Source organism: Haemophilus haemolyticus (assembly GCF_003490935.1).
GTDB lineage: Bacteria > Pseudomonadota > Gammaproteobacteria > Enterobacterales > Pasteurellaceae > Haemophilus > Haemophilus haemolyticus_M.
Map to the genome: position 1 here is coordinate 312,953 of NZ_QQGD01000002.1, position 25,911 is coordinate 338,863.

General features: G+C 38.2%; 24 protein-coding genes. 11 read left to right on the forward strand and 13 right to left on the reverse strand.

What is annotated here, in order from left to right:
- Window positions 1-101 precede the first annotated feature (101 nt).
- Complete coding sequence (locus tag DV417_RS03935; protein ID WP_005699313.1) at window positions 102-470, forward strand: helix-turn-helix domain-containing protein; 369 nt, start codon at window positions 102-104, stop codon at window positions 468-470.
- Window positions 471-953: 483 nt separating this feature from the next.
- On the opposite strand, the gene DV417_RS03940 is transcribed toward DV417_RS03935, so the two are convergent.
- Window positions 954-1,376, reverse strand: a complete 423-nt coding sequence (locus DV417_RS03940) for a hypothetical protein (protein WP_118878642.1) — start codon at window positions 1,374-1,376, stop codon at window positions 954-956.
- A gap of 181 nt (window positions 1,377-1,557) precedes the next feature.
- Between DV417_RS03940 and DV417_RS03945 the strand changes: the two genes are divergently transcribed.
- Both DV417_RS03945 and DV417_RS03950 read left to right on the forward strand, forming a co-directional pair.
- Window positions 1,558-1,800: an AlpA family transcriptional regulator gene (locus tag DV417_RS03945; protein WP_046938925.1), complete on the forward strand. Its 243-nt coding sequence runs from the start codon at window positions 1,558-1,560 to the stop codon at window positions 1,798-1,800.
- A 10-nt stretch (window positions 1,801-1,810) separates the two neighbouring features.
- Window positions 1,811-2,854, forward strand: a complete 1,044-nt coding sequence (locus DV417_RS03950; protein ID WP_118878644.1) for a hypothetical protein — start codon at window positions 1,811-1,813, stop codon at window positions 2,852-2,854.
- A 263-nt stretch (window positions 2,855-3,117) separates the two neighbouring features.
- On the opposite strand, the gene nlpD is transcribed toward DV417_RS03950, so the two are convergent.
- The 5 genes from nlpD to truD are packed head-to-tail and all read right to left on the reverse strand — an operon-like array spanning window position 3,118 to window position 7,006.
- A complete protein-coding gene (gene nlpD, locus DV417_RS03955; protein WP_118878646.1) occupies window positions 3,118-4,410 on the reverse strand; it encodes a murein hydrolase activator NlpD in 1,293 nt (430 codons plus the stop codon).
- 23 nt (window positions 4,411-4,433) lie between these two features.
- Window positions 4,434-4,619: a hypothetical protein gene (locus DV417_RS03960; RefSeq protein WP_118878648.1), complete on the reverse strand. Its 186-nt coding sequence runs from the start codon at window positions 4,617-4,619 to the stop codon at window positions 4,434-4,436.
- Between the two features lie 9 nt (window positions 4,620-4,628).
- Complete coding sequence (locus tag DV417_RS03965) at window positions 4,629-5,207, reverse strand: YqaA family protein (protein WP_118878650.1); 579 nt, start codon at window positions 5,205-5,207, stop codon at window positions 4,629-4,631.
- A gap of 29 nt (window positions 5,208-5,236) precedes the next feature.
- Complete coding sequence (gene surE / locus DV417_RS03970; protein ID WP_118878652.1) at window positions 5,237-5,977, reverse strand: 5'/3'-nucleotidase SurE; 741 nt, start codon at window positions 5,975-5,977, stop codon at window positions 5,237-5,239.
- Window positions 5,978-5,986: 9 nt separating this feature from the next.
- Entirely contained in the window at window positions 5,987-7,006 is a 1,020-nt protein-coding gene (gene truD / locus DV417_RS03975; RefSeq protein WP_118878654.1) for a tRNA pseudouridine(13) synthase TruD, read from the reverse strand.
- Between the two features lie 108 nt (window positions 7,007-7,114).
- On the opposite strand from truD, the gene rraB reads away from it, so the two are divergent.
- Complete coding sequence (rraB, locus tag DV417_RS03980) at window positions 7,115-7,537, forward strand: ribonuclease E inhibitor RraB (RefSeq protein ID WP_118878656.1); 423 nt, start codon at window positions 7,115-7,117, stop codon at window positions 7,535-7,537.
- 66 nt (window positions 7,538-7,603) lie between these two features.
- On the opposite strand, the gene DV417_RS03985 is transcribed toward rraB, so the two are convergent.
- Both DV417_RS03985 and DV417_RS03990 read right to left on the reverse strand, forming a co-directional pair.
- Window positions 7,604-10,501: a type III restriction-modification system endonuclease gene (locus DV417_RS03985; RefSeq protein ID WP_118878658.1), complete on the reverse strand. Its 2,898-nt coding sequence runs from the start codon at window positions 10,499-10,501 to the stop codon at window positions 7,604-7,606.
- Between the two features lies 1 nt (window position 10,502).
- Entirely contained in the window at window positions 10,503-12,482 is a 1,980-nt protein-coding gene (locus tag DV417_RS03990; protein WP_118878660.1) for a site-specific DNA-methyltransferase, read from the reverse strand.
- Between the two features lie 228 nt (window positions 12,483-12,710).
- Between DV417_RS03990 and slyD the strand changes: the two genes are divergently transcribed.
- From slyD to ppx, 4 genes are all read left to right on the forward strand, one after another.
- Entirely contained in the window at window positions 12,711-13,331 is a 621-nt protein-coding gene (gene slyD, locus DV417_RS03995) for a peptidylprolyl isomerase (protein WP_118878662.1), read from the forward strand.
- 151 nt (window positions 13,332-13,482) lie between these two features.
- Entirely contained in the window at window positions 13,483-15,219 is a 1,737-nt protein-coding gene (gene tamA / locus DV417_RS04000; RefSeq protein WP_118878664.1) for an autotransporter assembly complex protein TamA, read from the forward strand.
- A 9-nt stretch (window positions 15,220-15,228) separates the two neighbouring features.
- Window positions 15,229-19,125 (forward strand): autotransporter assembly complex protein TamB, encoded by a 3,897-nt coding sequence (gene tamB, locus DV417_RS04005; protein WP_118878666.1) that lies wholly within the window; start codon window positions 15,229-15,231, stop codon window positions 19,123-19,125.
- A gap of 7 nt (window positions 19,126-19,132) precedes the next feature.
- A complete protein-coding gene (gene ppx / locus DV417_RS04010; protein ID WP_118878668.1) occupies window positions 19,133-20,662 on the forward strand; it encodes an exopolyphosphatase in 1,530 nt (509 codons plus the stop codon).
- A 63-nt stretch (window positions 20,663-20,725) separates the two neighbouring features.
- Here the strand turns inward: ppx and DV417_RS04015 are convergent, their stop codons facing one another.
- Together DV417_RS04015 and hel are read right to left on the reverse strand one after the other, a co-directional pair.
- Window positions 20,726-21,409, reverse strand: a complete 684-nt coding sequence (locus DV417_RS04015; protein ID WP_192878544.1) for an rRNA large subunit pseudouridine synthase E — start codon at window positions 21,407-21,409, stop codon at window positions 20,726-20,728.
- A 179-nt stretch (window positions 21,410-21,588) separates the two neighbouring features.
- Entirely contained in the window at window positions 21,589-22,413 is an 825-nt protein-coding gene (hel, locus tag DV417_RS04020; RefSeq protein ID WP_118878672.1) for a lipoprotein e(P4), read from the reverse strand.
- A 225-nt stretch (window positions 22,414-22,638) separates the two neighbouring features.
- Here hel and ftsB point away from each other — a divergent pair, with 225 nt between their 5' ends.
- Genes ftsB through ispF form a run of 3 tightly spaced genes read left to right on the forward strand, consistent with a single transcriptional unit; the run spans window position 22,639 to window position 24,067 of the window.
- Window positions 22,639-22,917, forward strand: a complete 279-nt coding sequence (ftsB, locus tag DV417_RS04025; protein ID WP_005629914.1) for a cell division protein FtsB — start codon at window positions 22,639-22,641, stop codon at window positions 22,915-22,917.
- Window positions 22,917-23,594: a 2-C-methyl-D-erythritol 4-phosphate cytidylyltransferase gene (ispD, locus tag DV417_RS04030; protein ID WP_118878674.1), complete on the forward strand. Its 678-nt coding sequence runs from the start codon at window positions 22,917-22,919 to the stop codon at window positions 23,592-23,594. The genes ftsB and ispD overlap by 1 nt, the downstream gene beginning before the upstream one ends.
- Window positions 23,591-24,067, forward strand: a complete 477-nt coding sequence (gene ispF / locus DV417_RS04035) for a 2-C-methyl-D-erythritol 2,4-cyclodiphosphate synthase (protein ID WP_118805915.1) — start codon at window positions 23,591-23,593, stop codon at window positions 24,065-24,067. Before ispD ends, ispF begins: the two co-directional genes overlap by 4 nt.
- Before the next feature lie 524 nt (window positions 24,068-24,591).
- Here ispF and dtd read toward each other — a convergent pair.
- The 3 genes from dtd to DV417_RS04050 form a co-directional block, all read right to left on the reverse strand.
- Window positions 24,592-25,026, reverse strand: a complete 435-nt coding sequence (gene dtd / locus DV417_RS04040) for a D-aminoacyl-tRNA deacylase (protein WP_118805914.1) — start codon at window positions 25,024-25,026, stop codon at window positions 24,592-24,594.
- Window positions 25,023-25,463 carry an FMN-binding protein MioC gene (gene mioC, locus DV417_RS04045; RefSeq protein ID WP_114891363.1) on the reverse strand — a complete coding sequence of 147 codons (441 nt, stop codon included), beginning with the start codon at window positions 25,461-25,463 and terminating at the stop codon, window positions 25,023-25,025. Before mioC ends, dtd begins: the two co-directional genes overlap by 4 nt.
- Window positions 25,464-25,571: 108 nt before the next feature.
- Window positions 25,572-25,790 (reverse strand): cell division protein ZapB, encoded by a 219-nt coding sequence (locus tag DV417_RS04050; protein ID WP_005629924.1) that lies wholly within the window; start codon window positions 25,788-25,790, stop codon window positions 25,572-25,574.
- Window positions 25,791-25,911 lie beyond the last annotated feature (121 nt).

Consider the following 25,911-nt stretch of genomic DNA (forward strand, 5'->3'; position numbering starts at 1 on the left):
TCCTTAAATAGGTGATATTCGTAAAATATACTATAACCGATATTTTTAAAGGAGTAAAACAGTTACAAAATAGCTATAAAAGATGATTTTAAGGCTAGATAATGTCGAAACTTTCAGTAACAGAAACCGATAGATTGATAGGAAAGCGGATTCAGCAAAAGCGTAAAGAGCTTGGATTAAGTGCCTCCGTGCTATCGGAGCAAATTGGCATCGCACAACAGCAACTTTCTCGTTATGAGCGAGGTGAAAATAAGATTAATGTTGCACATCTAGTCGAAATTGCCGCAGCATTGAATACCGAAATTAGCTGGTTTTTTATAGATTGCATATCAGATCAAAAAATTAATGATAAACAGAAATTTATTCCTGTTTCAGAAGATCGTATTAGAAATAGACTTTATGCTCATTTAGATAGGTTAAGTGCGGACAAAAAACGTGGTCTTTTAGTCTTCCTTGAGACTATTTTGTAGATGCTAAAAAATATGTTAAAATATTGATATATAAACATATTTTTATTTTGCATGAAAGCATTGCAACAGGGGGAATTAGACTGTTTATGCGGAATTTATAGCATAGTAAATGCAGTCTATTTCGTATCAAATAAGAAAATTAAGCGAAAACCATTATTTCACGAGCTACTTTTAGCTTATATGAATAACTGGGGTATTTATGATCTACTCACGAGTGGATTGGATCTTCACCAAATGAAGTATTTATTAAATCATACCGCTAAAATACATAAGCAAATAAGAATAGACTACCCTAACATAAGAAGACACTCAAAAATTCCCTTACTTATATCTTCTCATCTAGAAAGCCAATCTAACTCAATAGTATTATTCTCGACTAACTATCATTGGAGTTTGATAAAAAGTTACGATAACGAAAAATTAGTTCTTTTTGATAGTTGTGGTACAAATAGCGTAAAAATCTCTGAAATTTTACCTAGTTCACTATTTTTTATCTCTTTCATCCCTAAAGAATAAATAAGCAAGTAGGATTTCTCGATTCCATTTCTCTTTTTTCAGTGGAACATTTTTATCTAACAACTTAAGTAATTTATCTAAAGTCATATTTTCCTCACCTGAATATCTATAGATTTGACGCAATATTCTTAATTTTTCTTTTCTTGCGTGAATATAAATATAATAAGTAATAGCTAAAGATTTTACTTCCGCTTGTCTTATCTTTTCTCCTACTATTTCAAAGGCTTTTGCTATCTTCATCTGTCTTCTTGCTATTTTTTCATCAATATCCTCATAAGTATGGAATGTAACCGTCTTGGGAAAGCGTTCCTTGATTGATTTCCTTCTACGCTGTTGCTCTTCACAATTTCTCTTTTGCTTTCTTGTTTGTCCAATAAAATTCGTACTCACTTTTCTTCCTTAAACCAACTGACAGTCAGCAACTAAATTAATAAAACTGACAGTCAGTTATTTTAGGCTATTTATAACTGACTGTCAGCCAGTTTAAGAGCTAAAAATAGCTAAATATTCACTTCTGTAAAGGAAACCTCGCAAAGGGTAATTCCGCCTTTTGGTAATAAATGAGGTTTTTATGAAACTAATCAAACTAAGCCAAGTAATGGCAAAAACAACGTTATCCAAATCAACTATATACCGACTAATCAAAACATCTGATTTTCCACCACCAAAGAAACTGTCATTGAGAGCTGTTGCGTGGTTAGAAACGGAAATTGATGAATGGATTGTAAATAGAGGATGTGCATGTAATTCAAGTTCCAATCACTCTATTAGCACGTTACAAGCATATTTATTAAATAATACAACAACTCAATAGGAAATTAGCTATGAAAAATACCATTCTTGTAAACAGAAATGCTATTTATAGAAAGAATAACTTTATCTGTGTAGGTACTTTCAAAAAATACCCTATTTATATGGGAATTGATAAGCTATCTTTTGTATCAAAAATAATACCAGCTGAAGAATTCTGGGGTGTATACAAAAAATTTGATAAGTTAAAGCAGGTTAGATCTGGAAAATATGAGATATGTAGTATAAAAGTTAAACATTACCGCTGTGGTATAAAAATTACTTCGATGAAAAATCCTGATTTTTATCTGCTATTATCTTACGATTTCCCAAGAAAACTTAATGAGCCTAGAGTTAGATTTGAGTTATCTCCACAATATGCAAAAAATAGAGACATACCTAATGTGATCAAATGGCTGAAGAAACATATTGGGGTAGAGGTTATTGATATGCTGTTACAAACTAGTAGAGTAACTCGAATCGATCTTACCCTTGATGTACACAGCAAGCGATTTCTAAGAAATTATTACTTCTCTATTCCTAATGCTAGAACAGGGCGGAATTTCTTAGGTAACGAAGATGATTGTAAGAACAATTATGCTATTGGTTCTCAACGTTCTAGTTCTTACCTTTTAGTATATGAGAAACTAAAATTTCAAGAAGTTGAAGATGTTTACCAAAATAACCTTATAGTTAAGAGAGAACATATTAAGCGGAGCATTACTTGCTTAGAATTAAGAATAAAACCGCCATATCAACAACCACTTTTTCTATCGGAGGTTTCAATGCTAGAAAACCCATTCAGTAGAATTCTCATTTATAGAAGAAATAAAATCGCCTCTCAATTTAAGGATTTCCTTCCTTATATAAAAGAGGAGAAAAGTATTCCTCTAGCGGTTAAATCGTATCTACAAGCTAAAGTAGATGATGATACAAAGGTGAATAGAAACTTAAGACTAAAAACGAATAGATGTCTTGAAAAGTGTAAAAGTAAGTTTATACTCAACATTGATTGGTCAAAATACCCAGATATCATAGACAATTCTATTGGGTATTTCACTCAAACATCTCTGAGATAATTTGCCCCCTCAGCTATAAAAGCTACATAAGTGTAGGTTATTATGTAGCTTTTCATTTCCAAAACGCGCGAACCCTTGCAAATAAACAAACATAGCCTTATGCATCAGAAATTTTCTTCGGAAATCATCTAATTACCTGCTTTGAAACTGAATAAAGATAAGTTTTGTGGCGGCTATTTTAGGTGCCGAAAGGGGAAAAAGCCAGATAAAAAAAGAGCGGTGAAAATTTGTTGAGATTTTTCACCGCTCTTTTTAGAGGAATATTAACGTCTTGGAAGGTAACGTACTGGATCCACTGATTTACCTTTGTAGCGAATTTCAAAGTGGAGTTTCACGTTATTTGTACCAGAGCTACCCATTTTTGCGATTTCTTGACCGGCTTTGACTTCTTGTTGATCAGTTACAAGAATTTTGTCGTTATGCGCATAAGCACTTAAGAAATCATCATTATGTTTGATGATGATTAAATTACCGTAACCACGTAAAGCATTGCCTGCATACACGACGCGACCTGATGCAGCTGCTTTTACAGCCTGTCCACGAGAACCACTAATATCAATCCCTTTATTGCCACCATCAGTATTGGAGAAACCTTGAATGATATTACCTGAAGTCGGCCATTGCCATGCAACATTTGATGCGATTGGTGCAACAACATTGGCATTAATCGGTGTGCTATTGGTGTTCTCTACTGGTGTTGTTGTCGCAGGGGCAACTGGTGCAGTTGCAACCTGTACCATTGCTGGTGCGCTATTCGCTACACCTGCGCCAGATTTAATTGGTCCAATGATTGTGCCATCAGATCCCATTTGTGTACCATTTGCACCTGGCGTATAGGTGATTGCTGGTTCTGCTGGCGCTGCCGGTGCAGCCGCAGTAGTTGTTGTCGTTGTTGCTACAGGTTGTTTTACAGGAACCGTTGTTGTCACTGTTTTTGTACCACAATTAGAGATTTTTAAAGTTTGTCCTAGACTCAAACTATAAGGCTCAGTCATGTTGTTCAAGGCAGCTAATTCTTTTACATCAATCCCCGCCAAGTAAGCGATTAAGAACATGGTATCGCCTTTGTTCACTTTATAGGTATTGCCTTTGTAAGAGCCTTTTTCAATTTGGCTATAATCTGGTGCATTGGTATTTGGATTGCGTGGAACATTAATATGTTGCGAACCTACGCAATCAGAAACAGTTTTAGTGATGGTTTTTGTTTGCACAGCTGGCGCTGGTGTTGGCGCAGCTGGTTTTTGAGCTGGCTGAAACGCTGGCTGTACAGGTTTGAATGCCGGTTGAGCAGGCGCTGCTGGCATGGCTGGCGGTTGATAAGTCGGCTGAAAATTTGGTTGTGGCGCTTGCACACCTGTTGGTACACCGCCCATCGCTGGTACTGTGTTTTTTTGAATTTCAGGTTGCCAAGAACCGCCCGTGCTCTCGCCATTTACAGGTTGCATAATACCAGGTGAAAGCGTGTTATCTGCATTGGTAATTGGCGCAGGAGAATTAGAGGTACAAGCTGATAATACAATAATACTTAAAGGGAGTAAGAGAAACGATTTTTTCATAGTAATTCCTTATTGTTCCTTTATTATTTCATTTGCGCTGGCATTGTATTTTTTTGAATTTCTGGCATAAAGCTACCGCCAGCAACAGCGCCTGTGCCTTCTACTGGTTGCATGATGCCGTTTGGTAATGCATCTGGATCTTTAACTGGTTCTGATGCACATCCAACTAATACGGATCCAGTCATTAAAATAAGACCTAATTTATTCATTCTTTTATCCTAGTTTTTCAATATAAAGTAAGCTATGACAGCCAGTGCCACCACTGACCAACCAATAATTTCAATAGATTTTCGCAATTTTGCTGCGAATTTTTCACCGCCCCATGCGGCTAATTTTGCCACCAGCAAGAAACGCACTAAACGTGAAACAAATGCGGTGATAACAAAAGGGAAAAATGCCATTTGCATTACGCCAGAGCAGAGTGTAAACACCTTGTAAGGAATTGGGCTAAAACCTGCCACAAACACAACTAATACGCCCCATTGCTCAAACCAATTTATGGCTTTTGCCCAATGCGCACCATATCCCCATTGTTGTACAATATTTTCCACCCAGTCAGTTGCATAATAACCAATTGCATAACCAATCACCCCGCCGATGACAGAAGCAATTGCCGTATAAAATGCAAATTTCACCGCACTTTTTGGCTTTGACATAGACATTGGGATCAACATCACATCGGGCGGAATAGGAAAAAATATCGCCTCGATAAAACTAACAAAAGAGAGCCAAAAAGTCGCAAAGCGGTGCGTTGACCATTGCATGGTTTTATCGTACATCGTACCGAAAATTTTCATATTTCTTCTCTATTTGGTAGAACGCACCATTATTCCTGCTCTAACCAACCTTGTAAAGCCGAAAGTGAATGATGTGCAGTAAGATCTGCCTGAATTGGCGTGATAGACACATAACCATTTTTCACCGCATGGAAATCTGTTCCCTCGCTTTCATCTTCGGGTAATGCTGAAGGACCAATCCAATAAATGGTTTCATCACGAGGATCCCTTTGTTTAATAACTTCTGCAGACGAGGCACGGTAACCCAAGCGACACACCTTGTAACCCTTTAATTCTTCAAAAGGCAAATCTGGCACATTGATATTAATAATTTCACGAGGATTTAATAATTGATGATGTAATTTTGGAATGAGATTACACACCACTCGTGCTGCTGTTTCATAATGTTGACGACCATCTAACGAAACCGCAATAGCAGGCAAGCCTAAATGACGCCCTTCAAGAGCTGCTGCTAATGTGCCTGAATAAATCGTATCATCGCCCATATTGCAACCTGCATTAATGCCCGATACAACTAAATCCACTTGGCCAGATAAAAATCCGTTTAACGCTAAATGTACACAATCTGCTGGTGTACCATTCACACAATAATCGCCATTGTCTAAATGGCGTGGGCGCAGTGGCTCCACTAATGTAAGCGAGCTTGATGCTGCACTTCGATTACGATCAGGTGCAACAACAATGACTTCTGCAATTTTTCTTAATTCTGTTGCTAAAACTTGAATGCCTTCCGCGTGAAAACCGTCATCATTACTGACTAAAATTCGCATTGTACTTCCTTATGCTTCTGTATAATTTACTAACTCACGAACTAATGCCGTGGCATAACTGCCCGCTGGCAAATAAAATTTCAAACGCAAGCCTTCTGGCTCAAATGCCCAAGAAAACGCTTTTGCCTTCATTAATAATGGACGACGCGCTGCCTTCATTCTTTCTTGTTTCATTAAAGGATCGAAAACTGAATGTTTACTTACAATTTCATTTTCAATATCGCTTGCGGCCAACACATCTTCGCCAATTAAAGGGGCAGTGAGTAAAATATCTTGATTTTCTAACCGCACTTGCAAGGCATTTAAGTCTTCTTTTTCATCCGCTTTGAACCAACTGTGCGAACCTGCTAATTGCACAATATCGTTTGGCAAAACTTGATTTGTTGCGCTCTTTGCAATACGCGCCGCCACAACTAGATTAAAAATTTCACTACGCGCAGCGGAAAGATAAAAACTGCGTTTTTTACGATCTTTTACCTTGATTTCACCTTGCGCCCAACGCAATGCTTGCGTGAGGTTATGACCATCCCGACCAAAACGTTGTTCCGTAAAATAATTTGGGAAACCAAAATTTGCCACAAAATCCAACCGCGCTTTAAGCTCATCAGATTCTTCTGCACCGCGTAATAAAATATCGAAATAATTTCCCTCAAGGCTACCCGTGCGAATTTTTCGGTTATGTCGAGTAACCGCTAAAATCTCTACGCCCTCTAATTCAAATTGACTGAAATCGGGCGTTTCCATTCCCGGCATTTGCAAGCAAAACCATTGTTCTGTCACTGCTCGACGATCTTTCAACCCCGCATATCCCATATTGCGTTCAGAAACACCGGCAAATTTAGCTAATTTTTCACCAACAAATAAGGTATTGCAATCTGTTTTGCGTACATACAAGGCAACAAACTCCCCTTCGCCTGACATTTCATAGCCTAAATGCTCTTTTACAATAAAATCCGCACATTCAGCCTTTAAAAGTGCGGTGGTTTTTGGCGGTGTTTTTAATGCCAAATAAGGGAGTTGTTCGAGCATGATTAAGGGTTCTTTTTTATAGAAAATAATTGCGCGAAATTTTATGCGACTTTTAGTGATTTATCCACTAAAATAACCGCACTTTTGTTCTTGTTGAAGGATTTTATTATGTCAAAATTGGCTGAGTTACAAGCAGAAACCCGTGAAATTATCGCTGATTTACTTAACGACGGTAGTGACCCGGATGCGCTTTATATTATTGAGCATCACATTGCTCATCACGATTTTGATTTGTTAGAAAAAATCGCGGTAGATGCGTTTAAAGCTGATTATGAAGTTTCAGAAGCGGAAGAATTTGAAGATGATGACGGCAAACCTATTTTCTGCTTTGACATTATCAGTGAAGTAGAATTAAAAGCGGAAATTATTGATGCGCAACAAAAAGAAATCCTTCCGTTATTAGAAAAATATAAAGGCATTTATGATGGTTGGGGCACCTATTTTGAAGACCCGAATGCCGATGACGATGAATACGGTGATGATGGGGAATTTTTTGATGATGAGGATGTCGAAGAGCCTCGTGTGCATTAATCATTCTTTTTAACCGCACTTAATAAGTGCGGTTATTTTTTAGGTATTAGAAAAACAAACTACTCATCATTGTTGCTGTGCATTTTTTATCACATTCACAATTTCATCTTTCTCAAATTGGGTTTTAAAAACAATTTTTGTATCCGATGCAACGAGATTAAACAATTTTTCTGCGTGTTTAATTTTTTGCTGTTCTTCCGAACGTAAAGATTGATCGTCTGGTACATTTTTGCTTTCTACAATCAAATTCAACGTGTCGCCCGAGCTTGTTTTTATAATATAAGCAAAATCGGGCGAATATGTACCGCCGCCTGCCACAGGAATTTTGATAGAATTTTTTGGGATTTTTGTAAACACAATTACTTCTTTTACTTGATTTTTCGTTATGTTTGCGTGTTCCAATTCACTATCAAAAAACACACTTTCAAACAAAAACTCAGCCAATGGACTACTCGAATCAAACTGTGTGCCTAAATCCGAAGCATTCACTTCTGCCAACGCCTTACCTTGATTATCCGTAAATTTGGTTGGATGAACACTGCCTCCCACACGGCTAAATCCTACTTCAAACGCATTAAAGGAATTGAGTAATAACCAGCGGTCAAACCCTGCTTTTATCGTGTGAATCGTGCGTTCATTCAGGAAGTTTGAAATTTCCAACACATCACGAATCGCAAAAAATGCCTTGTGCAAAGTCTGCATTTGAATCAAAGCCGTTTGCGATAATTTCAATAAAAACTCACGATAATTCAGCGTATTAATCGGTTCAAAAACTTCATCATTCAGGCTTCTTGTTTCAGTGGCAGACAATAAACCATTATCCACACGAATTTTATTTTGTACGGTGCGTATGCCGGTTGCCGTAAATTTATCCGCATTTTCTTTCAGATAACGGATAAACAAACTCAAAAATTCATCTTCATCTTTGATTTTGTATTGCAACAAGGCTTTTTGGTTAATGATTTCCCATAAGGCTTTTAATTCATCATATTTAGCGATACGCATTTTGACTTTTTCAGCTTTTTCACCTGAACCTTTGATTTTTCCATCTTTCAGGTTGCCTGAACTTTCAAAGGCTTTTGGGAATAATTTTTTCGTTTCAGCAAAGCCATTTTCCAAAAAGACATCATCGTCATCGGTTAAATCTGCTAATTGATTGCGAATCTGTTTCTTACTGAGATCAGGATAATCCGTCTGAATTTTCTTAATTAATTCATCAGTTAAAGCCGTAAAAACAATCGGTTTTACCACCGCACTATTCACTTCATCAGTTAATTTTTTAACGAAATCCGTTTCGCTATTATCCACAAAATAATTCAAGAAAAAGGCTTGATCTTTTACTCTTGCCATATATTCATTTACAGGTAAACGTAAGCCACGACCGACTTCCTGCAATTTGCTCGTTTCAGAGCCGCTTGAACGCAATTTGCAAATTTGAAACACATTAGGATTGTCCCAACCCTCTCGCAACGTCCATTTGGAAAACACAAAACGACGTGGATTAGCAAGCGATAACAAGGTTTCTTTATCGTGCAAAATTTCATTTACTTCTTGCTCGATTTTGTCGTCTTTATCGCTGTTATCCTGCGAAAAATAGCCACCGTGAGTTTTGGCAATATCGTTTAATGCCGTTTGCCAATATTGGCGTAGAAATTCATCATTTTCTTTTTGCAAACGATGTTCTAATTCCGCTTTTACCATTTGCTCAAAAACGGTTTTTAGGCTGCCTGAAAGTTGATTTTTCTCATCACGATAGCCTGCAATATCATCAATGAAAAATAATGTGAGAGGTTTAATCCGTCCACCATTTCTCGTAAGCAATTCTTTTTCCAAGATAAAATGTTCTCTAATTGCTTGTCGCATCATTTTATCCCGCACAGTATCGCTGTATGAATATGGATTGATGGTATCGCCTTTTTTCAATTCAATACCATTGCTCAACACCAGCACGCTTTTATTCATTTCAGACACAAACAAATCGCTAATGGCTTGATGAATACGGTTTAAATTTTCGCCTTTACTTAACTTAAATTCTTGTTTATCTAAAATAAACGTCGCTTCTTTGCCGTCTAAATCAATCAGTTTAATCCGCTCGCCATTGTCTCCGTCAATTTGTTCAGTAAACGCACGAATGCCTTTTACTAAATCATCATTAAACGCATCAATCGCATTTAATCGATAAAGTAAATTTTCAAATTGATTGTTAAAGGTTGCACCATAACGCAAAATAAATTGGGCATTAAATTTCTGTATGTTTTCCCACGTTTTTTTGCTTGTAGGAAACTTATGCGGTTCATCAATAATCACAAAGGGATTAGTTGAAGCCAAGGCCTCAAAGGGCACAGAAAACTTATCTTTAATCAAGCGGCTGCCGTCATTGCCCTTATCTTTTCCCGCCATTGTGTCGGAATTAATCATACCTGCATTAATCAATAAGACGTGGATTTTCTGCTTATCTTCTGCTTGCACAAAACGCACAATTTCAGAGGGCATAAAGGCTTTTTTTGCTTTGTTTTTTTGGCTTTCTACTACATACAATTCAATTTCTGTTTCGCCATATTGCCCTGCAAAATCCTTGCGAAAATGCTCGGCAAGCGACACGCTTTGCAAAAAGTTTTTCGTCCCTGCTTTAATGGAAAGAGTGGGCACAACCACGATAAATTTAAACACGCCCAACTCACGATTGAGCTCAAACATCGTTTTTGTGTAGGTATAAGTTTTGCCTGTCCCCGTTTCCATTGAAATATCAAGCACATTACTATGGGATAACGCTATATCGCCCACGTTATTGGCTTGTTGGATTTTTTGCAAATTATCCGTTTTTAGGTTGCCTGCAAATTCAATTAAGGGATTTTCATCTGTTTGCACATTTTTATTTAAATGCACACGGTCAAACACTGCCAAAACGGATTCAATCGCTCGCTCTTGATGGGGCAAATTTTTTTCGTAAGTAAAACCTGCCATTTTAATACCTCGCCAATACGCTTAAATTGTTCAAGCCTTTTTTATTGGCATAGGTTTTCACTGCTTGTGCCAATTCTTTTTGCATCACGCTATCTATATTTTCGCCAAATAACACAATGCGTTCAGGCACAAAATCCTTATCGTTATCCAAGCGTTCAATCAAGGCTTTCACGTTCTCTGATGTAAAACCGCTTGCCAATAAATATAAATGTCCACAACAATAAAACGCTTGATAACCTGCTAAATCAACGGTTTCTACTTTTTCAGGCAGCCTGCAACCGTCAAACACTCGCCAAGTAGTTAAGAGCGTATGCAGTTGTTCATTGTTTAAATCAGTTTTGGGTAAAAAATCAATTTGTGAGTCAAAATCGGTATTTAAGGTCGTCTGAAAGTGCGGTTCGGTTTTGAAAATTTTAAAACCTAAATCGCCTGTGTAATCAGGGTTTTCAGTTTGGATTTTCTTTGACGCTAACTCAATTCTCGCTTTTGTGATTTCAAATAAATTGTGTGGCTTATTGTGTTTATCTAGCCAATTGATGGCATTTTGAATAATTTCTTTTCCGTCTTTACTAGCAACTTTATATGCTTCATCTAAATCATCAGGAATTTGTACAACAATAAATTTTCTTTTCTGTTTGTCTGTTGCACAAAGCTGTTCAATTGCATGAGCAGTAGTCGCAGAACCTGCAAAAAAATCTAAGATAATATCTTCATTTTTTGTACAATTATCAACTAAATCTGTTATTAAAAATTGGGGTTTAGGTGTAGAAAATACTTTTAAACCAAATAAATCAATAATTTCATTGGTTGCCGTATCTGTTAAATAAGCATTATCTTCTAATATACTTCTTGGTTTTTCCCTTAAATCATCACTCCAATAATCTTTTACATAAATCGTACCTTGGGGACTAGAATACAATCTATGCGTTTTATCTTCTGCAAAATCCATACTCCAAATCCAACGCCCATCATTTCCATTTGGCAATTTAGGGAAAATTTCCTTTAAATCATTTTTTTCATTTTGTGTTAGATATACTTTTCCAGTTTTTAAATCTGCATAAATTGGATAAAAACAGTTAGGACTATCTTCTCGTCTAGCACTACGTCCTTTTTTTCTAAATAATCCATCAGTTTTATATTTGCCAAATTCATCTATTTTCTTAAAGCTTTCTATATAATCTTCTGATACGGTTATCCCGATGAAATTTTTATCTTGCTTTTTTTTGGAATAAACCAAAATAAAATCATGATTAGTAGAATACCCCTCCTTACTACCCATACCATTTGCACTTTTTTTAACAATTAAAATATCTACAAAATTCTCTTCCCCAAACACTTCATCACAAAGTAGTTTTAATTGTGCTTGTTCATTATCATCAATAGAAATAAAAATCACGCCGTCATCGCGCAACAATTCACGCGCAATATACAAACGCGGATACATGAACGTCAGCCACGCACTGTGTGAATTGGATTTTTTAGCAGTAAATTCCAGCACACGCTTGGCTTCTTCCAAATCCATCCCCAAATCAACCAACTGCTGCGGCGTAAATTTTCGGTCATCTTGATAAACAAAACCGTCTGAACCTGTGTTGTACGGCGGATCGATGTAAATCATCTTGATCTGATTTTTATAAGCGTGTTTTAGGTGTTTTAACACTTCCAAGTTATCGCCTTGAATTAAGATATTTTCGCTATTTTGATTTTCTGGTTTTTGATTGTGTTCAATATCTTCCGCTAAAAGCGTTTCAGGCTGCCTGTCTTTTAAAATTTTGGCATAGGATTTGCCCAGCCAATTGAGGCTGTAGCTTTCTTTTTCTGTTTTAATGCCGTTTGATTGCAACGCTTTCGCCATTTTTTCAGGCAAAAATGCGCCTTGTTTGTCAAAACAATTTGGGAAATGACGTTTTAATATGCTTAGTTGTTCGTTTTCAGCTTGGGTGTTTGATGAAAACAAGGTTTCTTTGGTGATTTCGATCATAATTTTTCTGCTTGCTTGTTAATATAATTATTTGATTTTGCCGTATAACAGACCAGCTTTGCAAGTGTTGACCTTGATAACACAGCCTAAATTTAAAAACAAAGCCACATTAATTAAAAATTTGTTAAAGTTAAATAATGAAAGGCTATTAAATTTTAGCATTGCGCGAGGAATAATTTTCGTTACAATGATACGGCTTTTTTAACCGATTTTTATAAGGAAAACATAATGAAAGTAGCAAAAAATGTAGTGGTGAGCATTGCTTACCAAGTTCGCACACAAGATGGCGTATTGGTAGATGAAGCTCCAGCGAATCAACCACTAGAATATTTACAAGGCCACAATAATTTAGTGATCGGTCTTGAAAAAGCGCTTGAAGGTAAAGAAGTAGGCGACAAATTTGAAGTTCGCGTTCAACCTGAAGAAGGTTACGGTGCATACAGCGAAAATATGGTTCAACGTGTACCAAAAGATGTATTCCAAGGTGTTGATGAGCTTGAAGTCGGCATGCGTTTCCTAGCGGATACTGACATTGGTCCAGTTCCAGTGGTGATTACTGAAATCGATGGCGATGAAGTTGTCGTTGATGGAAATCACATGTTGGCAGGTCAAGAATTACACTTCACGGTTGAAGTTGTTGCAACTCGTGAAGCAACGTTAGAAGAAATCGCACACGGTCACGTTCACGGTGCGCATAGTCACCACCATGATGATGACGAAGAAGGTCACGGTTGTGGCTGTGGCAGCCATCACCACCATCACGACCATGATCACGATCACAGCGGATGCTGCGGCGGTGGTCACGGACACGGACATGGTCACGGCAGCTGTGGCTGCGGCGGTCATTAATTAAAAACAGCCGAAAACATTACCGCACTTTAGCAATGAAGTGCGGTATTTTTTTATGAAAAAACCGACAAAATGCGCTGAAAATATTGGATCCTAATGAACTTCTCGGTAGACTATAGCGCAATTCACTCAAAAAATTTTAGCCCTCAAAATGAAAAAAATATCGCTAAAACTCACCGCACTTTTTTTAGCATTAAGTTGCTTTCCTGCATTTGCTGAACAAACCGTTGATATTGAAGTTAAAGGCATCCGTGGTTTCCGTGCTGTGCGCAATACAGATCTCAATGTTCATTTGATTAACAAAGAAGAAATGGACGGTTCTGAACGCTATCAACATTTGGTGACTAAAGCGGTAGATCGCGGTTTGCGTGTGTTTGGTTATTATGAATCTTCCGTGCGTTTTGAACGAAAACAGCGTCAAGACAAACGCGATTTGTTGATTGCGCACGTTACACCAGGCGAGCCAACAAAAATTGCAGGCACTGATGTGCAAATTGAAGGGGAAGCCGCACAAGATGAAAATTTTGATGCGTTACGTAAAAACTTACCGAAAGATGGCGTTTTGGTTGAGCACCAAACTTACGATGATTACAAAACAGCAATTTCACGTTTAGCATTAAATCGAGGATATTTTGATGGGGAATTTAAAATTTCACGTTTAGAAATTAGCCCAGAAACCCATCAAGCATGGTGGCGAATGTTATTTGATAGCGGCGTTCGTTATCATTATGGCAATATAACTTTTAGCCATTCACAAATCCGCGACGATTATCTCAATAATATTCTTAACATAAAATCTGGCGATCCATATTTAATGAATAATTTGTCGGATTTAACTAGCGATTTTTCATCTTCAAATTGGTTTAATTCAGTTTTAGTTCAACCTAATATCAATCATAAAAGTAAAACGGTAGATATAGACATCATTCTTTATCCACGTAAAAAAAATGCGATGGAACTAGGTGTGGGCTTTGCAACTGATGGTGGCGTGCACACCCAAATTGGTTGGACAAAGCCTTGGATTAATAGCCGTGGACATAGTTTCCGCACTAATCTTTATCTCTCTGCCCCAAAACAAACTTTAGAGGCAACTTATCGAATGCCTCTACTTAAAAATCCATTAAATTATTACTATGATTACTCTGTCGGTTGGGAAGGTGAAAAAGAGAATGATACCAATACAAGAGCGCTTACGTTGTCCGCGTTACGTTATTGGAACAATGCGCATGGCTGGCAATATTTTGGCGGACTTCGTGCGCGATATGATAGTTTTACACAAGCCGATATAACCGATAAGACATTCCTCCTTTATCCAACGGTCGGATTTACTCGTACCCGATTACGTGGCGGTTCTTTTGCAACCTGGGGCGACGTACAAAAAATCACTTTTGATGTGGGTAACAAAGTTTGGTTATCGGAAGCGTCTTTCGTAAAAGTGCAAGCCTCTAGCGCATGGATTCGTACTTATGCGGAAAATCACCGTATCGTTGCTCGTGCTGAAGTTGGGTATTTACATACAAAGGATATTGAAAAAATTCCGCCCGCACTTCGTTTCTTTTCTGGTGGCGATCGCAGTGTGCGCGGTTACGGCTATAAAAAAATTGCGCCTAAAAATAAAAACGGAAAATTGGTTGGTGGCTCGCGATTACTTGCGGGTTCTTTAGAATATCAATATCAAGTTTATCCGAATTGGTGGGCGGCGACCTTCGCAGATAGCGGATTAGCAGCTAATGATTACACGACTAAAGAATTGCGTTATGGCGCAGGCGTTGGTGTCCGTTGGGCATCACCAGTGGGCGCGATTAAATTTGATATTGCCACCCCGATTCGTGATAAAGATAACAGCAAAAATATTCAATTTTATATCGGACTTGGTACAGAAATTTAAGGTGAATTTATGACAGAACAACTACAACCATCAGAAACTTCACCAAAATCACCTGAGCAATCTAATAAAAAACATTGGGTACGCAAGGCTGTTTGTATCGGAAGTGCGGTCATTTTGGTGCCCGTTTTAGGTGTTGCAGGGGCACTTTCTTTCGATGCGGGGCAAAGAGGTTTAATTCAACTTGCTGATAAAATGCTTGATAGTTTTTCCGTCGAGCAAATTGAAGGCGGACTACAAAATGGCTTGGTACTAAATAATGTTCGTTATCAAACCGCTGGGATTGATACTCATATTGCACAAGCGCGTTTACAGCTTGATTTCGGTTGTTTGCTTTCACGTGAGGTTTGTTTACGTGATTTCACCTTAAATAAACCGACGATTGCGATTAATACAGCATTACTGCCTCCATCTACGCCTGATAATTCAAAATCTGGCCCAATGAAACGCATTTCCTTGCCAATTGGTATCAATGCAGAAAATTTGGCAGTGCAAGATTTATCCGTAAATGTTGATCAGACTAATCTCACTCTCAGTCATTTTAAAAGTGCGGTAAGTTTAAATAATGAAAAAGGGTTAACTCTTGCGCCGACTGAAATTAACGATATTTCAGTTACTTCAAAAAAATTGCCCGAAGTTAAACCTGAGCCGCAAGCCAAACAGCCGAATAAACCTGTAGATTGGGATGCGATTGAGCAATCTTTAACGCCTGCTTTTTTAGGCAATGTATCAGAAATAATTCTTCCTTTTGATTTACACATCCCCGCGATTAAAGGCAAAAACTGGCATTATCAAGCGGTGAATGAAAAAGGTGAAACACTTCAATCTATTGAAATCCCAAGCCTGATTGCACAGGCGGATACCGTCGATAACGAACTGCAATTACAAAAATTAGCGGTAGAAAGCTCGTTGGGCAATCTTTCTTCACAAGGTAAATTACAACTCGATGGCGATATGCCGCTAGATTTAACTTTAAAATCCCATTTGGAGCCGTTGAAATCCGATGGAAAAGAAATTCTGCCAGCGAGTGATGTCGATCTTACGCTTTCAGGATCATTGAAAAAATCTACCGCACTTTCTTTAAAAACAAAAGGCGTATTAGATGCTGAACTGAATGGCGAAGTGCAATTAGCACAAGACAAAATGCCATTAAACCTCACATTAAATGTGGCAAAAGGACAATACGCTTTTGTAAACACGATGGCGCCACTCAAAATTAATGATGTGACACTTAAGCTCACAGGCGATTTACTGAATTATCACGCTGAACTTAAGGGTGGCGTAGATGGAATGGATTATATTCCCGCATCTAAAGTGGACCTTAATGCCGACGGCAAACTTTATGAAGTAACCGTCAATAAATTGGGGATAGCTTCGTTAGACGGTAAAAGTGAATTTGTGGGGACTGCAAACTGGAAAGAGGGCGCAAACTGGGATGTACAAGCCGATTTAGAAAAAATGAATATCGGTTTTTATGTACCTGTCATGCCTGCAACACTATCTGGCAAATTGTATTCGCGTGGTTTTGCAGGCTCTCAAGGCTGGCAAGTGGAAGTACCAGTGGCCGATTTAAATGGGACGCTGTCTTCAAACCCCATCAGTTTAAAAGGCTCCGCAACACTTAATCAAAATGTACTTCTAACAGTACCTGATTTGCAGGTTAGATATGGTGAAAATCATCTTAACGCAAGAGGGGTATTAGATGACCATTCTGATTTTGTATTAGATGTTGATGCACCGAATTTGCGTGGTTTATGGTCTGATTTAAGCGGTAATGTGAAAGGGCATGCGGCTATTTCTGGTCAGTTCACCAATCCAAACCTTGATCTTGATTTAGTCTCGTCTAATTTACACTTGCAAGGCTTCCAGTTATCTAAAGCGAGCGCGAAAGGGAATATCAAAAGCGATCCTTTCGCTAAAGGGCAATTCAATATTAAGGCAGAGCAACTTCATTATGGTGAAAGTGTTAAACTCCGTTTACTTGATCTCGCCTTATCTGGCGATGAACAAAATCATCTGTTAACGCTTAAATCCCAAGGTGATCCAGTTGCTGCAAATTTACAAATTAACGGTCATTTTGACCGCACTTTGGAGCAGTGGAAAGGCACACTTTCCCAAGCAAAATTTGATACACCTATTGGCGATGTAAAATCCAACCAAGCTATTGCGGTGTCTTACGATCACAAACAAACACAAGCCAATATTGCCGCACATTGCTGGCAAAATACAGATGTAGAATTATGTTTCCCCCAAGCCTTCAATGTGGGCAAGCAAGGGAATATTCCTTTCCAATTCAAACGTGTTAATTTGGATTTAGTGAATAAACTTATCGAACAAGATAGCCTCAAAGGAAACTTGCAAGCGCAAGGTAACGTTGCTTGGTTTACGGATAAACCATTCCAATTTACCGCAAAAGTAGATGGCAATCACTTAGCTTTCTCTCAAAAATTGGATTACCGTACGTTTAAATTGGATATTCCAAAATTAACCCTTAACGCCGACATTAAAAATAACAATTTGGTTTTAAAAACAGACATTAATGTGCATAACCAAGGCAGGATTGTAGGCGATATTCATTTAAATGACCTGGCTAAAAATCGTCAACTTGGCGGAACTCTTGCGATAGAACGATTAAACTTGTCGATCGCAAATCAGCTACTTACTAGTGGTGAATCAGTGAATGGGGAGGTAGTTTCAAAGTTGAGTTTCGGCGGGAATTTAGAGAAACCATTATTAAATGGCGACTTCAATATTCGCAATATTCGTACCAAACTAAAATCTATGCCAGTCAATATTACTGATGGTGATATTGCCGTACGTTTCCACGGTAATAATTCCACTTTACGGGGAAAAATTGAAACTAGCGATAGTCGTTTAAATTTAACTGGCCGAGCAAACTGGGCAAATATTGAACATTGGACAACAGAATTAAATGCTCAGGCAAATAATTTCAACGTGGATATTCCTTCTATGGCGAAACTACGTTTCAGTCCAAATATCACGGTGAAAGCGAATCCGAAAGAATTGAATTTAAGCGGAACAGTCGATATTCCTTGGGCGCGAATTAGAATTGATAGCTTACCAGACACTGCTGAGCCAGTGAGCGAAGATGAAGTTATTTTAAATGGCCCTCATAAGAGCAAAGAAGAAATGATTAAACGTGAATTTGCGGCAAAAACAAAATCAGGCATGGATATTCGTTCTGATTTACGCATCAATATTGGCAAAGACGTCAGCCTTGATGCCTATGGCTTAAAAACCAATCTTGATGGTTTACTTTCTGTGAAACAAGACAGAGGAAATTTAGGTTTATTCGGGCAAATTAATTTAACCAAAGGACGTTATGCATCTTTTGGACAAGATTTATTAATTCGAAAAGGACAAATTAACTTTTCAGGCCAACCGTCACAACCGATGTTAAACATTGAAGCAATTCGTAATCCAGAAGCAATGGAAGACAGCAAAATTACTGCTGGTGTAAGAGTAATAGGTACGGCTGATAGACCTGATGTCACCATCTTTAGCGAACCAAGTAAACCACAAGATCAAGCACTTTCCTATTTGTTAACGGGGCGTTCATTAGAAAATAGTGGTGAAGCAGGTTCTAGTGGATCCGTGGGGGCTGCATTACTTGGGCTAGGACTTTCAAAGAGCGGTAAATTAGTGGGAAGTATTGGCGAGGCTTTTGGTATCCAAGATTTAAACCTTGGCACATCGGGTGTGGGTGATAAATCCAAAGTGACCGTCAGCGGAAATCTCACCAACCGCTTACAAATAAAATATGGTGTAGGCTTATTTGATGGCTTGGCAGAAGTAACCTTACGTTACCGCTTAATGCCACAACTTTATTTTCAATCCGTTTCTAGTACAAACCAAGTGTTTGACTTACTTTATCAATTTGAATTTTAGGAATTTTATGAATCACCCTATTTTAGAACCCCAGCACCGCAGCGATGTACGTGAAATCGCTGCGATTGATCTCGGGTCAAACAGCTTCCACATGATTGTTGCGCGTATTGTAAACGGCTCAATCCAAGTACTTTCTCGCTTAAAACAAAAAGTGAAACTCGCGGAAGGCTTAGATGAAAATGCGGTGCTTAATCAAGAGGCCATCATGCGTGGTGTAAATTGCTTAGCCTTATTTGCCGAACGTTTACAAGGATTTTCTGTTGAAAATGTCAATGTGGTTGGTACTTATACGTTACGAAGAGCGGTGAATAATGACGAATTTTTACGTCAAGCAGCCAAAGTTTTCCCCTATCCCATTAATATTATTAGTGGGCAAACTGAAGCTAAAACCATCTACGCTGGCGTATGCCACACGCAACCAGAAAAAGGCCGCAAGCTCGTTGTGGATATTGGTGGTGGCTCGACAGAAATGATCATCGGCGATGATTTCACACCACTTGTGGCTGAAAGCCGTCACATGGGGTGCGTGAGTTTTGCGACTCAATTTTTTACCGATGGTGTCATTTCTCCAGAAAACTTTCAACGCGCGCGCCAAAGTGCGGTCAATAAAATCGAAGATTTAGGATTTGAATATCGCAAATTAGGTTGGCAATCTGTGCTCGGTTCATCGGGGACGATTAAAACTGTTACGCAAGTCATCGCGACTAATCTTGATCCAAATGGAACCATTACAGCCGAGCGATTAAATGCTCTAATTGAACAAACACTACAAGCCAAGCATTTTACTGAGCTAAATATTAACGGTTTAAACCAAGACCGCGTGGATGTTTTTGTTCCCGGTTTAGCAATTTTAAGCGCGGTGTTTGAAGTTTTTCATATTCAACAAATGCGCTATTCTGACGGCGCATTGCGCGAAGGCGTCATTTATAGCCTAGAGAAAAACTTCCAAGTTGCAGATATTCGAGCTCGTACAGCTTGGGGATTAAGCGAACAATTCAATATTGACCAAGCTCAAGCTCACCGCGTTGCAGATAGTGCTAATTTACTCAGTGCACAATATAAAGATTGGCAATCGACAGAATTTATTGAAGAAATGCGCGAAATCCTGCTTTGGGCAGCGCGCTTGCATGAAGTTGGCATTGTGATTAATCACAAAGGTTTACAAAAACATTCAGCTTATATCTTACAAAATATGGAATTACCTGGGTTTGATCGCGAACAGCAACGTTTGCTTACCGCGTTAGTGCGTTGGCATATTGGCACGCTTAAACCTGCTGAATTTTTTAAATTTGCACGTTATAGCGAGCAAGATGTGATGGCTTTAATGCGATTGCTTCGTCTTGCGGTTATTCTCAATAAATCCCGTCAAGCAACAGAAACAGCAAAAAATTTCACCCTTGAAATGCACCGCACTTTGAATGATTGGACATTGAATTTTGAAAGCGGATACTTAGACCGTAACCCGTTAATTTGGAATGAATTGCGAGCTGAAAGTAATCTTCTGAAAGAGTTTGAAAGCAGTTTAGTTTTTTATTAATTGTCTTTCTGCTCAATATTTATGGGAGAAAAATTCAGGGCAAGCTAAATACTTGCCCTATTTTTATAATTTAACGGTCTGAAATAATGCTTTTATTTCATCCAATGATAATAATTTAAATGAGCCATTTGCTAATCCATCAATAGATAATGAGCCCATACTCACTCTTACTAATCGTAAAGTGGGGAAACCAATATGCGCAGTCATTCTCCGCACTTGACGATTGCGCCCTTCACTAATCTTAATTTCTAACCAGCTTGTGGGAATATTTTTTCTCTCTCGGATAGGTGGATTGCGTTCCCATAAATTTGGTTCTGAAATTAACCGCACTTGAGCGGGTTTTGTCATGCCATCTTTGAGTTCTACACCTTTTCTGAGTTGTGCTAAATCGGTTTCCTCAGGAATGCCTTCCACTTGCACCCAATAGGTTTTTTCTGTTTTAAATTTTGGATCGGCCAAACGATGTTGTAATTCACCATTATTGGTTAAAATCAGTAATCCTTCGCTGTCCCTATCTAATCGACCTGCCGCATAAACATTTGGAATTGAGATAAAATCTTTTAAGGTTGCGCGTCCTTGTTCGTCGGTAAATTGCGTGAGTACATCAAAAGGTTTATTGAATAACACAACTTTGGTTTCATCCAACGACAGCGTTTTAGGTTTTGATTTTGGCTTAAAAGTGCGGTGAAAATTAACCGCACTTTTTTCTTTAGGCGGCAATTTTCCTGCCGAAAAATTTTTCTTCATTAACTTATGATTTCTATTTTGAAAAGCTTGCAACATCATAACAAAACTTCAAGCTGTAGTAATGATGATTATTTGAGTGAACCTGAAAAACTAAAAAGGCTAAGCCAGTAAAAACTGAGCTTAGCCCCAAAACTAAATTTTTTAGAATCGATATTTAAATCGATCTTTTTAATGGGAAATTATTTACCATCCCAAGCTTGTACTGCATCTAAACGAGCTTTAATTTTGCCTTGTGTATCTTTTTTGAAATACCCGTTAGCTAAACCACCTTCCCAGCCACCGTAGTTTGCGTTAGGTAACATAATGAAAGTTTTACCAAATTTGCCTTGGTTTTGATCAACAAATGCACGGCGGTCTGCGTTTAATTTGCCATATACGGTATCACCGAAGTCATCTAAGTTATCGCCTACATAAAGTACGATTTCATAGCCTTGTTTTTCAATTTCTGCAAAACGAGCCGCTTTAGCTGATTTGTCTTTTTTCAAATAAAATGCAGATTCTTCCACGCCATTGAAACCTAAACGTTTCATATCATCAATAGTGCCTGCTTTTTCAGAACTATCTTTGCGGTTTGTTACATAGAACATTTTACCTTTGTGGCTGTTTACGTAATTATTAAATTCTACCGCACCAGGAACTGCACGAGATTGACGCGCATCTACCCAACGAGTCCAATCTTTACCATCGAATGGTTTATTATTTTGAACTTGCCAGCCAGCATAAGGACTGTTGTCTAACATGGTTTCATCTAAATCAACCACAACCGCTTTTTTCTTACCTTTTGCCACTTTGGCGTGGTCAAATGCAACTTTTGCCGCATTGTACGCTTGATAAGCTAATGCTTTATATTCGCCAGAATCTTGCATCCAGTTTAAGCCAAGAACAGCTTGTTGTTGCAATTGCATTTTTGCGTGTTCTTCTGATTTCATTTGGTGTGCACCACAGCCAGCTAAGACAAGAGCAGAAAGAGCCGCAAGTGCGGTCATTTTTAACGTTGTTTTCATATTACATTCCTTTCAACTTTAGGGTTATTAAAAATGGGGAGAGTATAGCAATTCTTTTTTATTTTTTGGGAGTATTCTCAGTAATTCTGTTCAATTTGTGATGTACATCACATTTTTAACGAGAGATTTAGATGTAAAACTTACCGCACTTTCTTTTTTATCCTATCGCCTTTCCCCCCTTTTCACGGTAAACTAGCCGTAATTTTATTCATCACCAACATTTTTATGCGACTCCTTATTCTCATTCTTTTTGCCGTATTAGCTTTGTTCCAATATGACTTATGGTTTGGCCGTAATGGTTTCTTTGATTACCGTGAAACTGCCGCAAAAATTGTAGAAAACCAAGCGGAAAATGAAAAACTGTCTCAGCGCAACCAGCGTATTAATGCGGAGATTCAAGGACTAACCAAAGGCTTTGAGGCCATTGAAGAACGTGCGCGAATGCAGCATGGCATGGTAAAAGAAAACGAAGTGTTTTATCACATTGTGAAAGAGAATAAATAATGGCTCGTTCAATTATTGCGGTATTGCCAGCAGCTGGTGTGGGCTCGCGAATGCAAGCGGATAAACCGAAACAATATTTAACGCTACTTGGCAAAACACTGCTCGAACACACACTTGATGTTATGCTTTCTCATCCTGCCGTCTCTAAAATTATTTTGGCGGTGAGCAAAGATGATCCTTATATTGCTAAGCTATCACTTGCTCCTAAAATTCAGTTAGTAGAAGGTGGCGCCACACGAGCTGAATCCGTATTAAATGGTTTAAATGCAATTGAGGAAAAAGATGCGTGGGTGCTTGTTCATGATGCTGCTCGTCCTTGTTTACAACACGCCGACATTGATAAATTGCTAGCCATTGAAGATAAACATGGTGCTATTTTGGCAATTCCAGCGACGGATACGATTAAACGGGCGGATAATCAGCAATGTATTGTGAAAACAGAAGATCGTCGTCAACTTTGGCAAGCGATGACACCACAGTTTTTCCCAGTAGATATATTAAGAAATGCGCTTTCCACAGGTATTCAACAAGGTGCGAATATAACGGATGAAGCATCGGCAATGGAACTGGCAGGATTTCGACCGCACTTGGTAGCTGGGCGTAGCGATAATTTAAAAGTGACTCGTCCAGAAGATTTAGCATTAGCAGAATTTTATTTAACAAGGAATAAATTATGATCAGAATTGGACACGGTTTTGATGTTCATGCGTTTGGTGAAAATCGCCCATTAATTATTGGTGGCGTAGAAGTGCCTTATCATACTGGGTTTATTGCGCACTCAGATGGCGATGTGGCATTACATGCCTTAACCGATGCAATCTTGGGCGCCGCGGCTTTAGGTGATATCGGAAAGCTTTTCCCTGATACCGATATGCAATATAAAAATGCCGATAGTCGTGGGCTATTGCGTGAGGCATTTCGTCAAGTGCAAGAAAAGGGATATAAAATTGGTAATGTCGATGTCACTATCATTGCACAAGCACCTAAAATGCGTCCACATATTGATGCCATGCGTGCCAAAATAGCTGAAGACCTACAATGCAATATTGAGCAAGTCAATGTGAAAGCAACGACTACTGAAAAACTAGGCTTTACAGGAAGACAAGAAGGGATTGCTTGTGAAGCCGTTGCCCTTTTAATCCGACAATAATTGTTTATTCTTAAAAGTGCGGTGAATTTTTTAAAAGAATTTCACCGCATTTTTATTTTTGTGATCTAGATCACAGTTTTAGCCTAGAAAAAGGCATACCATATTCTTGTACAGTGAGTTTGTAGCTGATAACACAGACTATAAATGAAAAGATTTAGGCGCAAGAATGGATGTTTGTGCCATTTGGCATTGCGCTGTGCACTTTGCCTATTGGGTTTGGCGGGCTGTTGTCTGACATTCCCGATTGTCCCTAATCAGTGATAATGGCATTGGGTGATAATTCACCTTTGTTATTAAAGTGGCCATTGGTGAGAGGAAACGTCCATTTATGGACGAGGGAGCAATGGAGGGCTTCAGTTCGCCTTTTTGCTCACCAACCTTGTTGTTAGGTACTATGTTGTTAGTTGACGTTGACTAATGGAATATGTACGTTTAACGCAGATATTCCATTAGTTAAGCTATTTAGCATGCTTAATTTTCTAAAATTCAAAAATCTCGTCTTATTACTAACTCAACCGTTCTATTTATACATTCAACCAAAATGTAACTGGGCCATCGTTTGTTAAACTCACTTGCATATCCGCTGCAAATTGCCCAGTTGAAACAGGTAATTTCTCACCGCACTTTTGGATAAAGTATTCATATAATTCATTAGCCAATGCTGGGGGGGCACCTCTTGAAAAGCTTGGACGCAAACCTTTTTGCGTATCCGCCGCTAATGTAAATTGTGAAACAATAAGTAATTCCCCTTGTGCTTGTTGAACATTTAAATTCATTTTGTCATTTTCATCACTGAAAATTCGATAATTAAGCACTTTTTCAGCAAGTTTATCCGCTTTCTCTTGGTTATCTTCTTTTTCTACACCAAGCAAAATCAGTAAACCTTTGCCAATTTGTCCTATTGTTTCACCGTTTACATCAACTTTTGCCTGAGTGACACGCTGGATTAAGGCAATCATTTTAATCCCTCAATAAAGCTAGGTAACCATGCTTCAGCATAGCCTTCTTGATCATCCACGTTTAACACGTCAATTTTTAAAGTTTCGCAAATTTTGACCGCACTTTTTCCTTGAAGCACTTGCTCAACTTTATCCGCTGCATAGCAAAAAGTATCATAATCAGAATTACCTAATCCAACGACAGCAAAACGAACATCTGAAAAATCGTTTTGGCTGTTAGCTAATTCATCAAATAGAGGTTTTAAATTATCTGGCAACTCACCCGCACCATGAGTTGAAGTCACAACAAGCCAAATTTTTTCATTTTCGATATCGGATAAACTTGGTCCGTGAAAAAGAGCGGTGGAAAAACCTTGAGTTTCTAAAACATCGTTTAAATGTTCGGCAACATATTCTGCGCCACCTAAAGTGCTGCCAGAAAGAATGCAAATGTGCATTTGATTATCCTGTATTTATTTTTCTTCCCTAACGTAGGGAAAAGTAAAAGAATATTTTTGAAATGATGAAAATAAAAAGGCTTAGATTTTCTAAGCCTTTTATTACGATTAAACGTTATCGAATTTGCCAAGCAATGAACGAATATGTTCTTGCCAGTTGCGGTGTTCGTTTTTCAGTTGTTCGTTTTCAGTTTGTAAACTTTCGATATTTCTGTGAGATTCTGCGTTTTTCTCTTTTAATTCTTCAACTTCTAATTGAAGTAATTGGATAGTTTCTACCGCTTGTTTAATTTTTTCTTCAAGCTGGTTTAAAATTTCTAAAGACATAATGATTTCCTTTTAAATAGGGGTAAGTTTGAGAGTATTTTACCCAGTAAATTTGTCTTTTTAAAGCGTTGGAGAAAAAATTATTATGCAAACGATTACGCGGTGATAAAATAAGGGCATT

Coding starts and splice junctions, on each gene's coding strand:
- DV417_RS04050 (WP_005629924.1), bottom strand. CDS start 25,790: ATGTCTTTAGAAATTTTAAACCAGCTTGAAGAAAAAATTAAACAAGCG.
- DV417_RS03945 (WP_046938925.1), top strand. CDS start 1,558: ATGAAACTAATCAAACTAAGCCAAGTAATGGCAAAAACAACGTTATCC.
- DV417_RS03960 (WP_118878648.1), bottom strand. CDS start 4,619: ATGAATAAATTAGGTCTTATTTTAATGACTGGATCCGTATTAGTTGGA.
- nlpD (WP_118878646.1), bottom strand. CDS start 4,410: ATGAAAAAATCGTTTCTCTTACTCCCTTTAAGTATTATTGTATTATCA.
- surE (WP_118878652.1), bottom strand. CDS start 5,977: ATGCGAATTTTAGTCAGTAATGATGACGGTTTTCACGCGGAAGGCATT.
- ispD (WP_118878674.1), top strand. CDS start 22,917: ATGGCTCGTTCAATTATTGCGGTATTGCCAGCAGCTGGTGTGGGCTCG.
- DV417_RS03950 (WP_118878644.1), top strand. CDS start 1,811: ATGAAAAATACCATTCTTGTAAACAGAAATGCTATTTATAGAAAGAAT.
- mioC (WP_114891363.1), bottom strand. CDS start 25,463: ATGCACATTTGCATTCTTTCTGGCAGCACTTTAGGTGGCGCAGAATAT.
- DV417_RS03935 (WP_005699313.1), top strand. CDS start 102: ATGTCGAAACTTTCAGTAACAGAAACCGATAGATTGATAGGAAAGCGG.
- dtd (WP_118805914.1), bottom strand. CDS start 25,026: ATGATTGCCTTAATCCAGCGTGTCACTCAGGCAAAAGTTGATGTAAAC.
- DV417_RS03965 (WP_118878650.1), bottom strand. CDS start 5,207: ATGAAAATTTTCGGTACGATGTACGATAAAACCATGCAATGGTCAACG.
- tamA (WP_118878664.1), top strand. CDS start 13,483: ATGAAAAAAATATCGCTAAAACTCACCGCACTTTTTTTAGCATTAAGT.
- DV417_RS04015 (WP_192878544.1), bottom strand. CDS start 21,409: ATGAAGAAAAATTTTTCGGCAGGAAAATTGCCGCCTAAAGAAAAAAGT.
- slyD (WP_118878662.1), top strand. CDS start 12,711: ATGAAAGTAGCAAAAAATGTAGTGGTGAGCATTGCTTACCAAGTTCGC.
- DV417_RS03990 (WP_118878660.1), bottom strand. CDS start 12,482: ATGATCGAAATCACCAAAGAAACCTTGTTTTCATCAAACACCCAAGCT.
- ftsB (WP_005629914.1), top strand. CDS start 22,639: ATGCGACTCCTTATTCTCATTCTTTTTGCCGTATTAGCTTTGTTCCAA.
- rraB (WP_118878656.1), top strand. CDS start 7,115: ATGTCAAAATTGGCTGAGTTACAAGCAGAAACCCGTGAAATTATCGCT.
- ispF (WP_118805915.1), top strand. CDS start 23,591: ATGATCAGAATTGGACACGGTTTTGATGTTCATGCGTTTGGTGAAAAT.
- ppx (WP_118878668.1), top strand. CDS start 19,133: ATGAATCACCCTATTTTAGAACCCCAGCACCGCAGCGATGTACGTGAA.
- hel (WP_118878672.1), bottom strand. CDS start 22,413: ATGAAAACAACGTTAAAAATGACCGCACTTGCGGCTCTTTCTGCTCTT.
- tamB (WP_118878666.1), top strand. CDS start 15,229: ATGACAGAACAACTACAACCATCAGAAACTTCACCAAAATCACCTGAG.
- truD (WP_118878654.1), bottom strand. CDS start 7,006: ATGCTCGAACAACTCCCTTATTTGGCATTAAAAACACCGCCAAAAACC.
- DV417_RS03985 (WP_118878658.1), bottom strand. CDS start 10,501: ATGGCAGGTTTTACTTACGAAAAAAATTTGCCCCATCAAGAGCGAGCG.